The following is a 13,007-nucleotide window of genomic DNA, read 5'->3' on the forward strand; positions in this document are numbered from 1 at the left end:
TCCCCGCCGGACCCGGCTTCCCCGGCTTCCGTCGCAGGCCCGGCTTCCCCGCCGGACGCGGCCCCCTCCGCTCCCGTCGCAGACATGGCCCCCTCGCCGGAGGCGCCCGCTTCGGCCGGTGCCGGCCACCGGGCCGCTCGCAGCGCTGCCGGGATGGTGCCGAAGGCGCCGGTCAGGGCGGCCAGGGCCGCGCCGATGCGCCAGGACGAACGGTCCCGCGGGCCGATGGCATTGGAGACCGCCCGCAGCTCCAGCACCGGCACCCCGTGCGCGGCGGCCGCCTCGGCGACCCCGAAGCCCTCCATGGCCTCGGCCAGCGCCGCGGGGTGACGGGCCGCCAGCTCGGCGGCGCGTTCGGCGGTGCCGGTGACCGTGGAGACCGTCAGTACGTCCCCGCGCAGCGCCCCGGTGGCCGCCGAGACCGCCGTCAGCAGCGGTTCCGGTGCCCGGTGCGCGTCCACCCCGAAACCCAGGGCGGTGACCGGCAGAAAGCCCTCGGCGGTCTGGGCGCCCAGGTCGGCGGCGACCAGCCGGTCGGCGAGCACCAGGGCGCCCAGCGGCGCCCGGGGCGCGAAGCCGCCGCCGATGCCCGCCGAGATCACCAGCCGGTAGGGCGTGCCGCCCAGCGCGGCGGCGGTCAGCGCGGTGGCGGTGGCTCCGGCCGCGGCGGCCGGGCCCACGCCCGCGGCCAGCACGTCGAGGACCACCCCGGCCGGACGCACCCGGTGCAGCTCGGCGCCGCCGGGCAGCGTCACCGGCCGGTACTCCGGTGCGGCGGCCGTGACCGCGTCCCGCTCGGCGGTGACGGCGGTGACGACCAGGACCCGCATCGTCAGGAGTTGTCCTCGATGGTGAAGTTCCAGAAGCCGTAGACCTTGCTGCCGTCGGCCTGGACCACGCTCAGCACCACCTTGTTGCCCTTGGCGCCCTGCAGCAGGCGGGCCGCGGGAACATTGCGGAAGGTCTTGGTGCCGGGGGTCACCACGCCCTGGCCGTTGGCGACGACCGTCCAGCCCTGGTCGGCGATCTTCTTGTCCACGCCGATGCGGATGGTGTCGTCCACCGACGCCTTGACGGTCTTGCCCTCCTCCTTCAGGCAGGAGGGAATGTCCTTCTTGTCGAGGGCATTGCCGTCGTCATAGCAGGCGGCTTCGCTGGTGACCGTGGTCGATCCGACGGTCAGCGTCGCCAGCGGAGTCGGCTTGTCGCAGGCGGAGAGGGCGACGAGCCCAAAGGTCACGGCCCCGACGGCGGCAGCGGCGCGACGGCGGCGGCCCCGGAAAAACGCAGCGGTCATGGGGGGCAGGCTATCTGGCCTGTCCAGTCACGCTACGCGCGGGTGCGGTGAGCCGCGCCGGGCGGCCGTCAGCAGGCCCCGGACGGCAGTAGCCACCCCCAGCGTCAGGAAGGCCGCCGCCACCGACATGCCCAGCACTCCGTTGAGCGGCAGCAGGATCCCGATGCCGCCGCCGACCACCCAGGCCATCTGCAGCGCCGTCTCCGATCGGGCGAAGGCGGAGGTACGGACCTCCTCCGGAACATCCCGCTGGATCAGCGAGTCCAGCGACTGCTTGCCCAGCGCCTGGGAGATACCGGCCACCGCCGCCACCAGCACCACAAAGAACCAGCCGTAGAGCACGGCGGTGGCGATGGTGGTGCCCAGGGTGACGATCAGCACCAGGGCGATGGTCTTCTCCGGCCCGCGCGAGCGCAGCAGCGCCCCTATGGCGGTGCCCAGCGCATTGCCGCCGCCCGCGGCCACCGCCGCCAGACCCAGCGAGAGGGCGGGGCTCAGCCCGTCCAGCGGATGCACCCGCAGCAGGAAGGCCAGGAAGAAGGTGAGGAAACCGGACAGCATCCGCAGCGCCGCGTTGGCCTGCAGCGCGTGCAGCACCGAGGGGCCGACATTGCGCAGCCCGGGCTTGCGGATCCGCTTGCCGCCGCGCGGCCGGTGCTCATGGGAGGTCATCCGGGCCCGGGTCTCACCCTTGGCCGAGTCCACCTTGTGCGGCAGCGACAGCGACAGATAGGTGCCGAAGGCGAACACCAGACAGGCCCCGTACAGCGGAAAGGGCGGCCCCAGCTGGTGCAGCAGCCCGCCCAGCGGGGCGGCCAGGCCGGTGGCCAGCAGACCGCCGAGGGTCACCCGGGAGTTCGCCTTCACCAGGGAGATCCGCGGGGGCAGCAGGCGGGGTACGACCGCCGAGCGCACCACCCCGTACGCCTTGGACGCCACCAGTACGCCCAGGGCGGCCGGATACAGCTCCAGGCCGCCGGTGGCCACCGCGCCGGACATGGTCAGCGCCAGCACCACCCGGGTCAGCATCGCCGAGGCCATGGCGGCCCGGCGGCCGTGCGGCACCCGGTCCAGCAGCGGGCCGATCACCGGGGCGAGCAGGGTGAACGGGGCCATGGTGACGGCCAGATAGAGCGCCACCCGGCCGCGCGCCTGGTCCGTGGGGACGGAGAAGAACACGGTGGAGGCCAGCGCGATGGTGATCAGCATGTCGCCGGCCGAGTTCACCGCGTGCAGCTCGATCAGCTTGGCCAGGCCCGACTCGCCCGCGCCATGGGCGTGGGTGGCCTTGCGGATGCCTCTGGCGGTGGCTGTCACGGGAATACGGACCACCCGGCCGACACTCCGACCGGTACGGCGGAGCGGGCCGCCACTGGCTGACCGGACTGACCAGGCTGACCGGAAGGCTCCCACCACGCCATACTGCCCCAACTCCGGGCGCGCACGGCACTCACGGCGCGTTCCCCCGGTCCCGGCGGGGGCGCAGGGGAGCGCCCGGAGGGTGCTTGACGAAACCCGGGTATGCCCCGGGTGGCCACCCGAGGTAGCGTGCCTCACGCGCCACCGGCGATCGTTCTTGGCCGCGCCCAGAGTCTCCATCCCGCAGAATGGACATGACCAGGTGCGCTCGGGGCCGATCGGGCGTGGACGTCGACGCGGTCCTGAGGTCCGCTCCGTCCGCCGACCCGGCCGCTCGGCTGGCGCACTCGTGAGACGGCGTGGAAGAGAGAATCGATTCTTGTGAGTGCTGCGATGCGAAGCCGTACCCCGGACCGCCTGTGCGCCGAGGCGGTTGAGATGGCCCGCGCGGCGGCCCTGGAGGCCGCGCTGCCCGGGCAGGTCGGTGAGCACGTCGGGGTGGTCGCCGACGGGGACCGGGTCGTCACGCACTACTTCGCCTGCCTCGACCCCGGTTACCGGGGCTGGCGCTGGGCCGTCACCGTCGCCCGCGCCGCCCGCGCCAAGGTGGTCACCCTGGACGAGACGGTTCTGCTGCCCGGCCCGGACGCGCTGCTGGCACCCGAGTGGGTGCCCTGGAGCGAGCGGCTGCGCCCCGGCGACATGGGCCCCGGCGACCTGCTGCCCACCAATGCGGACGATCTCCGGCTGGAGCCGGGCTGGACCGGCGAGGAGCAGCCGCCGCCCAACTCCGCGGTCTCCGAGGAGATGGCCGAGCTGGCCGAGGCCGAGGACGCGGATGTCTCGGCCGGCCCCCCGTCCGCCCAGCCGACCGCTCCGGCGCGCGGCTCCATCGCCTCGGTCGCCGAGGAACTGGGCATGCGCCGGGCGCGGGTGCTCTCCCGGTACGGGCTGCACACCGCGGCCGACCGCTGGGACGAGTCCCACGGCCCCAAGACTGCCATGGCCCAGGCGGCGCCCGCCTCCTGTGTCAGCTGTGGCTTCCTGATCCCCATCGGGGGCTCGCTCGGCCAGGCCTTCGGCATCTGCGGCAATGAGTTCGGCCCCGCCGACGGCCATGTGGTGTCCCTCTCCTACGGCTGCGGCGGCCACTCCGAGGCCGCGGTCATGCCCAAGCCGCCGCGGCCGGCTCCGCCGGTGATCGACGAGACGGTCGTGGACGTCCTCCCCTCCGAGGAACCCACCGAAGACGCCGACCTCGGCCACGCATAACGGCTTCGCCGGTTACCGGTACGCCCCATACGGGTCCACCGCGTGGGGCGCGAGCACCACCATGCCCCGCCGGGCCCCCTCAGGGGCGCGGGGAACTGCGCGACCGGCCACCCGCGGCCCGCGCCCGACCTGCGTCGTTCATGGGCAGGCGCCCTGCTCCTCGCCGGGAACCTCTCAGGGGCGCGGGGAACTGCGCGAGCAACCACCCGCGGCCTGCGGCCGACCTGCGTCGTTCATGGGCAGGCGCCCTGCTCCTCGCCGGGAACCACTCAGGGGCGCGGGGAACTGCGCGAGCAACCGCCCCCGGCCCGCGGCCGACCAGCGGCGCTCACCGGCAGGCGCCCTGCTCCTCGCCGGGATCCCTTCAGGGGCGCGGGGAACTGCGCGAGCAACCACCCGCGGCCCGCGGCCGACCAGCGGCGCTCACCGGCAGGCGCCCTGCCACCGCCGGGAACCGAAGAGCCGCATGGGGCACCCCCACCCGTAAACCCCCACCGCCAACCCGCGATACCTTCGGCACCGCACGCCGCCGACCGAAGAAGAGCGGCAGCAAGCAGAGGGAGACGACAACGTGAGCGGCAACCCGGCAGCCCAGGAAGACCCCTTCCGCACCGCCCGCCTCCGGCGCGGCGTCCTGGACGCCTGGGCCGCCTCACCCGCCCGCTTCCGCGAGGACGCCAACGCCGAGGAGGACCTCGCCCTCGGCGGCTACCGCGACCGCCTCGTGGTCGAGCTCGCCCAGAACGCCGCCGATGCGGCCGCCCGCGCCGCCGTCCCCGGCCGGCTCCGGCTGACCCTGCATCCGGCCACCCCGGACGGCCCCGCCGTACTCACCGCGGCCAACACCGGCGCCCCGCTGGACGCCGTCGGCGTGGAGTCGCTGTCCACTCTGCGAGCCTCGGCCAAGCGCGACGAGGACGACCAGGAAGCCGAGGGCGAAGGCGAACCCAAGCCCACAACCGTCGGCCGCTTCGGCGTAGGCTTCTCCGCCGTCCTGGCCGTCAGCGACGCCCCCGCCGTACTCAGCCGCACCGGCGGCGTCCGCTGGTCCCTCACCGAGGCCCGCGCCCTGGCCGAGGAAGCGGCCCGTCAAACGCCCGAGCTGGCCGAGGAGATCCACCGCCGCACCGGCCATGTCCCCCTGCTCCGGCTCCCGTTGCCCGCCGAGGGCATTGGCCCCGAGAGCATCGGCCCCGAGGGCATCGCCCCCACATACACCACCCCCGAGGGCTACGACACCGTGGTCGTCCTCCCCCTGCGCGACGGCGCCGCCGAGGACCTGGCCACCCGCCTGCTCACCGACATCGATGACGCCCTGCTGCTGGCGCTCCCCGGCCTGACCGAGGTCGTCATCGAGACCCCCGGCGCCGCCCCCCGCACCCTGACCCGCCGTCAGGAAAACGGCTGCGTCGTGATCGAGGACCGCGGCGTACCCACCCGCTGGCGAGTGCGCCGCGCCGGCGGCCGCCTGGACCCGGCGCTCCTCGCCGACCGCCCCGTGGAGGAGCGGCTGCGCCCCTCCTGGTCGCTGGCCTGGGCCGTCCCGGTGGGCGAGGACGGCGCACCGGTACGCCCCCGCACCGCACCCGTACTGCACGCTCCCACCCCCACCGATGAGCCGCTGGGCCTGCCCGCCCTGCTGATCGCCGGGTTCCCGCTGGAGCCCACCCGCCGCCACACCGCCCCCGGCCCGCTCACCGACTTCCTCACCGAGCGCGCCGCCGAGACCTACGCCGAACTGGTCGCCGAATGGCGCCCGTTGACCACCGCCACCATCGACCTGGTGCCCTCCCCGCTGGCGCAGAGCCCGCTGGACGCCGAGCTGCGCCGCCAGGTGCTGCGGCGGCTGCCCCGGGCGGCGTTCCTGCCCCCGGCGGCCCCCGTCCCGGACGAGGAACCCTTCGCCCTGCGCCCGGTGGAGGCCGAGCTGGTGGAGGGCGCGGGCGCCGAGACCGTGGCGGTACTCGGCGAGGTCTTCCACAGCCTGCTGCCGGCCGGCCTGGAGCGCCGCCCGGAGCTGAGGGCACTGGGCGTGGCCCGGGTACCGCTGGGCGAGGCCATCGACCGGCTGGCCGGGGTGGAGCGGGCCCCCTCCTGGTGGTGGCGGCTCTATGACAGCCTGGCCGGAGTGGACCAGGACCGCCTCACCGGCCTGCCGGTCCCGCTGGCCGAGGGCCGTACCGCCATCGGCCCCCGCCAGGTGCTGCTGCCGCCCGCCGATACGGCCGAGGCGGCCCGGCTGTCCCGGCTGGGCCTGAAGGTGGTCCACCCGGACGCCGCCCACCCGCTGCTGGAGAAGCTGGGCGCCACCCCCGCCGCCCCGCGCGCCATCCTCACCACCCCCCAGGTGCGGGCCGCGGTCGCCGGCTCCCTGGACGAGGGCGAGATCTGGGACGAGGACGCGCTCACCACCGACGAACTCATCGAGACCGTACTGACCCTGGTACGCGACGCCGCCCTCGCCCCCGGCGACGAACCCTGGCTGGCCGCCCTCGCCTTGCCCGACGAGGACGGCGAGCTCGCCCCGGCCGGCGAGCTGGTGCTGCCCGGCAGCCCCTTCGAGAGCGTCATCCGCCCCGGCGAACTGGCCGCCTGTGACGCGGAGTTGGCCGAACGCTGGGGTGAGCAGCCGCTCACCGCGGTCGGTGTGCTGGCCGACTTCGCGCTGGTACGCGCCACCGATGTGGTGCTGGACCCGGACGAACTGGAGCCCGCCGACGGCGACTTCCCCGCACCGGACGACGCGGGCCTGCTGGACGCGGTGGACGTCTGGTGCGAGGACGTCCTGGACCAGCTGCCCGACACGCCCGTACCGCCGGTGGCCACCGAGATCATCGCGGTGCGCGATCTGGACCTGGTCGATGACGACGCCTGGCCGCGGGCGCTCGCCCTGCTCTCCCGGCCCCCGCTGCGGGACGCCCTGACCACCCCGGTGCGGGTACTGCTGCCGGACGGCACCACCGAGTCCGTGCGCCCGTACACCGCCTGGTGGCTGCGCGGCCACCCGGTCCTGGACGGCCGCCGCCCCGCCGGGCTGCGCGCCGCGGGTGGCGATCCGCTGCTGGCGGGGCTGTACGAGCCGGTGGACGCGGCCGGTTTCGCCGACGAACAGGTGCTGCGGGCGCTGGGCGTACGCACCTCGGCGGCTGCCCTGCTGGACGAGCCGGGCGGCGCTGCCGAGCTCCTGTCCCGCCTCGCCGACCCCGCCCGTACCGTCGGCGCCGCCCAGCTCCACGCCCTCTACGGCCTGCTGGCCGGTCTGGACCCGGAGGAGGTCACCCTCCCGGATGAACTGCGGGCGGTGGTGGACGGCGAGGTCCGGGTGGCGGACGCGGCCGAGGCGCTGGTCGCGGACGCCCCGGACCTGCTGCCGCTGGCGTCCGGCCGCCCCCTGCTGCCGGTACGCCCCGAGCGGGCCGCCGCGCTGGCGGAACTGCTCCAGGTGAGGCGCCTGAGCGAGGCGGTCCCCGGTGAGGTGGCCCCCGGCGAGTACGAGGAGCGCCATGTCCCGGCCGAGCTGCGGGTGCTGCTGCCCGGCGCCCCCGAAACCTACCTGGAGCACGAGGAACTCCTCGTGGACGGCATGGAACTGGACTGGCGCCTGACCCCGGACGGCGTCCTGCACGCCGCCACCCTGGAGGGCCTGGCGGCCGGCCTGGCCTGGTCCTGCCACGCCTGGTCCCGCCGCTTCGAGGCGGCGGCCCTCCTGGAGGACCCCTCCCGCACCCCCGAATTGGCCCAATCCCGCTGGTTCGACTAACCAACCCGCCCCGCCAGGGGCGCGGGGAACCGCGCCCCTGCCCCGCACGGCCTGCGGCCGACCGGCGGGGGCGCCCCCTCAGGGGCGCGGGGAACTGCGCGACCAGCCACGGACAACCCGCACCCGAAGGAGAACCCCGCCTACCCTGGAAGGGCACCCACCCCCAAAAAACCAGGAGGCACCGGAAATGACCAGAAAGGTCGCCGACTGCCGCCGCTTCCCCAGCGAAACCAACTGCACCCTCACCATCGCCGGCGAGGAGGAGGAAGTCGTCCAGGCGGCCACCGAGCACGCCGTCTCGGTGCACAAGCACACCGACTCCCCGGAACTGCGCGAGCAGATCCGCAACACCCTGGAACTGGAGAAGACCAGCGACACCGCCTGAGCGGAGCGGAAAGCTCAAGCGGGGAACCGCCGCCCCACCCACCCCCAGACAAACTCCAGCAGAGCCGCGGCCACCACCGCGATCCCCACCGCGGCCCAAGGCAGCGTCGTACCCACCAGCTTCAGCGCGAAGAACTGCTGCAACCACGGCACTCCCAGCACCACCAAAAACCCGGCCCCCATGGCCAGCACCAGCGCCACCCGCCACCAGGTATAGGGCCGGGCGATGATCGCCAGCACCCAGAGGGAGATCAGGAACAGGGTCAGCGTGGCCGCGCTGGTCTCCGCCGCCAGCGCCCCCTCCTGCCCCGCGTAGTGGCTCCGTGCCAGCAGATACGCGGCGAAGGTGGCACCCCCCGCGATCACCCCGGCCGGCACCGCATAGCGCATCACCCGCCGGACGAAGTGCGGCCGGGCCCGCTCCTTGTTGGGCGCCAGCGCCAGGAAGAAGGCCGGCACCCCGATGGTCAGCGTGGACAGCAGCGTCAGATGCCGGGGCAGAAAGGGATAGGGCACCCGGGTGCACACCACCAGCACCGCCAGCAGCACCGAGTAGACCGTCTTGGTCAGAAACAGCGTCGCCACCCGGGTGATGTTGCCGATCACCCGCCGCCCCTCGGCCACCACCGACGGCAGCACCGCGAAGCTGTTGTCCAGCAGCACGATCTGGGCCACCGCCCGGGTCGCCTCGGAGCCGGCCCCCATGGCCACCCCGATGTCCGCGTCCTTCAGCGCCAGTACGTCATTGACTCCGTCCCCCGTCATGGCCACGGTGTGGCCCCGCGACTGCAAGGCGCCCACCATCTCCCGCTTCTGCTGCGGGGTTACCCGTCCGAAGACCGTCCCCCGGTCCAGCGCCTCGCCCATCTCCTCCCGTACCGCCGGGAGTCGGCGCGCATCCACGGTGGACCGCGCACCGGACAGGCCCAGTCTGGCCGCCACCGCCCCCACCGACACCGCGTTGTCCCCGGAGATGACCTTCGCGGCGACCTCCTGCTCCGCGAAGTAGCGCAGGGTGTCCGCCGCGTCCGGGCGCAGCCGCTGCTCCAGCACCACCAGCGCGGTGGGCCGTACCTCCTCGGCCACCCGGGGATCGTCCAGCTCCCGCTCGGTCCGGGCCAGCAACAGCACCCGCAGGCCACGGGCGTTGAGCTCCTCGGTCTGGCCCAGCGCCGGATCGTCCGCCGGCAGCAGCACATCGGGCGCGCCCAGCAGCCAGGTGCTGGGTTCGCCGTCCGGCCCGCGCAGCGCGGCCCCGCTGAACTTACGGGCCGAGGAGAAGGGCAGCGCCCGGGTGCACCGCCAGCCGCCCTGCCCATTGGGGTAGGCGTCGATGATGGCCTGGAGACTGGCGTTGGGCCGGGGATCGGCATCACCCAGCGCGCCCAGCACCTGGCGTACCTGGCGCTCCTCGGCCCGGACCAGCAGCCGCAGTTCGCTGACATCCATGCCGCCCTCGGTGAGGGTGCCGGTCTTGTCCAGGCAGACCACATCCACCCGGGCCAGCCCCTCGATCGCGGGCAACTCCTGTACCAGGCACTGCTTCCGGCCCAGCCGGATCACACCGATGGCGAAGGCCACCGAGGTGAGCAGCACCAGCCCCTCCGGCACCATGGGCACAATGCCCCCCACCATCCGGCGCACCGCCTCCCGCCAGTCGTGCCGCTGCACCACCAGCTGGCTGATGACCAGGCCGATGGCCGCGGGCAGCATCAGCCAGGTGACGTATTTGAGGATCTGGCTGATTCCGGTGCGCAGTTCGGAGTGGACCAGGGTGAACCGGGAGGCTTCCTCGGCCAGTTGGGCGGCGTAGGCCGCGCGCCCCACCTTGCCGGCGGTGTACGCGCCACCGCCCGCGACCACGAAGGACCCGGACATCACCCGGTCGCCGGGCTTCTTCAGCACCGGGTCGGCCTCGCCGGTGAGCAGGGACTCGTCGATCTCCAGCCCCTCGGACTCGGCGACCTCGCCGTCCACCACGCATTTGTCGCCGGGGCCCAGTTCGATCAGATCGTCCAGCACGATCTCGCCGGTGTGCACGGTCACGGCCTGCCCGTCCCGGCGCACGGTGGGCCTGGCCTCACCGATCACGGCCAGGGAGTCCAGGGTCTTCTTGGCCCGCAGCTCCTGGATGATGCCGATGGCGGTGTTGGCGACGATCACAAAGCCGAAGAGGCCGTCCTGGAGGGGCCCGACGATCAGGATGATCAGGAAGAGGACGCCGATGATGGCGTTGAACCGGGTGAAGACATTGGCCCGGACGATCTCCGCCAGCGAGCGCGAGGACCGTACGGGTACGTCATTGACCTCGCCCCTGGCCACCCGTTCGGCGACCTCGCGGGCGGTCAGCCCGCGGAGTGCGGGCGGCGCCGGACCACTCATGCCTCCGACGGTACGGGCGGTCAGCCCGCTTCACCTGCCGAAGGGGTGCTCCCGGCCGCCTGCCGGGCCGCCTGGTGCCGCTTGAGGGCGGCGTCCCGCTTGCGTACGTACCAGACGCCGATCAGGCCGAGCCCGCCGCCGGCCAGGCAGGTCCACAGCCACCACAGATGGCCGTGGTCGTCCAGCCAGCCGTAGAACGGCAGCTGGACCAGGAAGAGGACGAACCACAGCAGGGTGCCGCCGGTGATGGTGGCGACCACATTGCCTTCCAGGGGCTCAGGCGCCTCATGGGTGGGGGTCCACTTCGTCATGGCGGCCAGCCTAGTCCGTCCAGCCGGGCCGATCTTGAGCGGATCCCTGGCCCCATAGGGGTCTACGCGCGGAGATAGCAATTCGGCGCTTGTTTATTCATACTGAACCGGACCGGTTCTGACCGTTGTCTTTTGTTCGATACTCCAAAAGGTCTCCGTATGTCCTCCTCGGCCTCCGCCGCCGTCGAAGCCCAGCAACCGCCCCAGGAGCCCTCCGGCGGCCTGCTCGACCGGTACTTCCGGATCACCGAGCGGGGCTCCTCCATCGCCCGGGAGGTACGCGGGGGTCTGGCCACCTTCTTTGCGATGGCCTACATCATCGTGCTGAACCCGATCATCCTCGGGTCCGGTCACGACAAGTTCGGTCACCAGCTGAACAACGCCCAACTGGTCACCGCCACCGCCCTGATGGCCGGACTGAGCACCGTACTGATGGGCGCCATCGGCAATATCCCCATCGCCTGCGCGGCGGGCCTGGGCATCAACGCCGTGGTCTCGCTCCAGCTGGCCCCCAAGATGAGCTGGCCGGACGCCATGGGCATGGTGGTGCTCGCCGGCCTCGCCCTGATGATCCTGGTGGCCTCCGGCCTCCGCCAGCGGGTGATGGACGCCATCCCCAACGGCCTGCGCCGGGCCATCGCCATCGGCATCGGCATGTTCATCTCGCTGATCGGCCTGGTGGACTCCGGCTTCGTCAGCCGCAACCCGGACGCCGCGCACACCACCGTCCCGATGTCCCTGGGCCAGGGCGGCCAGCTGCACGGCTGGCCGGTGCTGGTCTTCGCCTTCGGGCTGGCGCTGACCTTCATCCTGCTGGTCCGCAAGACCTCCGGCGCCATCCTCATCGGCATCGTGGTGACCACCTTCCTGGCCATCCTGATCAATGAGATGGCGGTCATCCCCGACCTGAGCTGGGGCCTGAGCATCCCGCGCATCCCGGACAAGATCGTCGCCGCTCCCGACTTCGGCCTGATCGGAGACGTCAACCTCTTCGGCGGCTTCCATGAGGTCGGCTATCTCACCGGCTGCCTGTTTGTCTTCACCGTGCTGCTGTCCGGCTTCTTCGACGCGATGGGCACCATCATCGGCGTCGGCGAGGAGGCCGGGCTGACCAACGCCAATGGCCAGCTGCCCAATATGGGCAAGATCCTGATGATGGACGGGGTGGCCGTGGCGGCCGGCGGTCTGGGCTCGGCCTCCGCCAATACCTGCTTTGTGGAGTCCACCGCGGGCGTGGGCGAGGGCGCCCGCACCGGCCTGGCCAACATGATGACCGGTGGCCTCTTCCTGCTCGCCCTGATCTTCACCCCGCTGGCCACCGTGGTCCCCTCCCAGGCGGCCACCCCGGCGCTGCTGGTGGTGGGCTTCCTGATCATGGCGTCCAATGTCCGGGAGATCGACTGGAGCGACTTCACCATCGCCATCCCGGCGTTCCTGACCATCGTCACCATGCCGTTCACCTACTCGATCACCAATGGCATCGGCATCGGTGTACTGGCCTTCATCCTGCTGCGCATCGCCGACCGCCGGATCCGGGAGATCCCCTGGCTGCTGAATGTGGTCGGAGCCTGCTTCCTGGTCTACTTCATGCTCGACCCGATCGAGCAGCTGCTGGGCGCCAAGTAGGCGCCGCCACCCTTCGGACGGAATCCGTGCCGCCCCTGAGCCACCGGCGGCACCGGACGGACGGCAGGCAAACGGCCCCGTCGCTCCCTGTGTGGGGAGCGGCGGGGCCCGCTTCTGTGCGCCCCCGATATCGACTTTCCTTAGGCGAAGTAATGAGTTAATCTAATAAACATGCCGGACCTTTCCCGTGCCGCCGAAGACGCCGCCGCCGTGAACGCCCTGCGCTCGGGTGTGATGCGACTGTCCCGACGGCTCAAGCACCAGCGGGTGGACGAGTCGCTCAGCCCCGCCGAGATGTCGGTACTGGGCACCCTGGCCCGCTGTGGCTCCGCCACCCCGGGTGAACTGGCCCGTAAGGAGCATGTCCAGCCGCCGTCGATGACCCGCATCGTGGCGCTGCTGGAGACCAAGGGACTGGTCAGGCTGGAGCCGCACCCGGAGGACCGCCGCCAGAAGGTGGTGACCCAGACCGAGCGGGCCGAGGTCATGCTGGAAGAGAGCCGGCGCAAGCGCAATGCCTGGCTCGCCGAGCTGGCCGGAGGACTTGACGAGGACGAGTGGGCGACCCTGCGGGCCGCCGCACCCGTACTGGAGAAACTCGCGCACCTGTAACCGC

The 13,007-nt window shown here is 72.7% G+C and carries 9 protein-coding genes and 1 pseudogene; 5 read left to right on the plus strand and 5 right to left on the minus strand.

Features of this window, described 5'->3' with window-relative positions; all coding sequences use genetic code 11:
- Window positions 1-134 precede the first annotated feature (134 nt).
- The 3 genes and pseudogenes from CV755_RS26475 to CV755_RS26485 form a co-directional block, all read right to left on the minus strand.
- Window positions 135-830 (minus strand): annotated as a pseudogene (locus tag CV755_RS26475) (futalosine hydrolase); the annotation flags it as partial.
- A 2-nt stretch (window positions 831-832) separates the two neighbouring features.
- On the minus strand, window positions 833-1,297 hold the full coding sequence (locus tag CV755_RS26480) for a DUF2771 domain-containing protein (RefSeq protein WP_109282772.1): 465 nt from the start codon (window positions 1,295-1,297) through the stop codon (window positions 833-835).
- Between the two features lie 27 nt (window positions 1,298-1,324).
- Window positions 1,325-2,728 (minus strand): MFS transporter, encoded by a 1,404-nt coding sequence (locus CV755_RS26485; protein WP_422070594.1) that lies wholly within the window; start codon window positions 2,726-2,728, stop codon window positions 1,325-1,327.
- 321 nt (window positions 2,729-3,049) lie between these two features.
- On the opposite strand from CV755_RS26485, the gene CV755_RS26490 reads away from it, so the two are divergent.
- From CV755_RS26490 to CV755_RS26500, 3 genes are all read left to right on the plus strand, one after another.
- On the plus strand, window positions 3,050-3,928 hold the full coding sequence (locus CV755_RS26490) for a DUF3027 domain-containing protein (protein WP_109282773.1): 879 nt from the start codon (window positions 3,050-3,052) through the stop codon (window positions 3,926-3,928).
- 571 nt (window positions 3,929-4,499) lie between these two features.
- Window positions 4,500-7,688 (plus strand): sacsin N-terminal ATP-binding-like domain-containing protein, encoded by a 3,189-nt coding sequence (locus tag CV755_RS26495; protein ID WP_109282774.1) that lies wholly within the window; start codon window positions 4,500-4,502, stop codon window positions 7,686-7,688.
- A 187-nt stretch (window positions 7,689-7,875) separates the two neighbouring features.
- Window positions 7,876-8,073, plus strand: a complete 198-nt coding sequence (locus CV755_RS26500) for a DUF1059 domain-containing protein (protein ID WP_109282775.1) — start codon at window positions 7,876-7,878, stop codon at window positions 8,071-8,073.
- A 14-nt stretch (window positions 8,074-8,087) separates the two neighbouring features.
- Here the strand turns inward: CV755_RS26500 and CV755_RS26505 are convergent, their stop codons facing one another.
- The gene (locus CV755_RS26505) at window positions 8,088-10,454 is read right to left on the minus strand and encodes a cation-translocating P-type ATPase (RefSeq protein ID WP_109282776.1); all 2,367 of its coding nucleotides are present in this window, start codon (window positions 10,452-10,454) and stop codon (window positions 8,088-8,090) included.
- Between the two features lie 20 nt (window positions 10,455-10,474).
- Complete coding sequence (locus tag CV755_RS26510; RefSeq protein WP_109282777.1) at window positions 10,475-10,765, minus strand: DUF2530 domain-containing protein; 291 nt, start codon at window positions 10,763-10,765, stop codon at window positions 10,475-10,477.
- A 159-nt stretch (window positions 10,766-10,924) separates the two neighbouring features.
- On the opposite strand from CV755_RS26510, the gene CV755_RS26515 reads away from it, so the two are divergent.
- Window positions 10,925-12,391, plus strand: coding sequence for an NCS2 family permease (locus CV755_RS26515; protein ID WP_109282778.1), 1,467 nt, complete (start codon window positions 10,925-10,927; stop codon window positions 12,389-12,391).
- Window positions 12,392-12,562: 171 nt separating this feature from the next.
- The gene (locus tag CV755_RS26520; protein ID WP_109282779.1) at window positions 12,563-13,003 is read left to right on the plus strand and encodes a MarR family winged helix-turn-helix transcriptional regulator; all 441 of its coding nucleotides are present in this window, start codon (window positions 12,563-12,565) and stop codon (window positions 13,001-13,003) included.
- Window positions 13,004-13,007 lie beyond the last annotated feature (4 nt).

The sequence above is a fragment of the Streptomyces orinoci genome, from assembly GCF_003121295.1.
In the GTDB taxonomy this organism is placed as follows: Bacteria; Actinomycetota; Actinomycetes; order Streptomycetales; family Streptomycetaceae; genus Streptomyces; species Streptomyces orinoci.